This is a genomic window from Nocardia sp. TBRC8007 (genome assembly GCF_056629435.1).
This window is the reverse complement of the sequence record NZ_JBWSOR010000150.1, coordinates 1-503: the sequence shown is the minus strand read 5'-3', so window position 1 is coordinate 503 and position 503 is coordinate 1. Positions and strand designations below refer to the sequence as shown.

General features: G+C 64.8%; 1 protein-coding gene. It reads right to left on the bottom strand.

Annotated features, from left to right (window positions below; all coding sequences use genetic code 11):
- Window positions 1-503: AMP-binding protein (locus ACX4ZE_RS23040; protein WP_480275560.1), on the bottom strand; the 503-nt coding region annotated here is incomplete at both ends.

The following is a 503-nucleotide window of genomic DNA, read 5'->3' as shown; positions in this document are numbered from 1 at the left end:
GGCACCGATCGGCACCGACACTCCCGTCTCCGCGAAATCCGTGTCGACGAGCTCATGCAGAGCGGTGTAGACGGTGTTCTCCGCGGGCCCGTAGGCGTGGGTCACCCGCAGATTCGGCAACAGTGCGTGTACCCGTCGCGCAGCATCGAGCGGGAACACATCACCACCGACGATCACGTGTCGCAACACCCCCCACTGAGACACCACGCCTGCAGTAGCGACGGTGCTTTCGGCCGCGGTAGCCAAATGCTCGGCCCACAGCGGCAATAGCGGTGAGGTCAGGAATATCACCGATACCGCGTGCCTCGCGACCTGCGCTTCGATACCCACGAAGTCCACCCGCCCCGCACCAGCCACCACCAACGCTCCCCCGGCCAGCAGCGGGGCCCACAACTCGTAGACGGAGGCATCGAAAGCGACCGACGAATGCACCAGCATCCGGTCACTTTCCGTCAGCGGCCACACCTCCGATACCAGATTCACCACCGCCGCATGCGTGATCG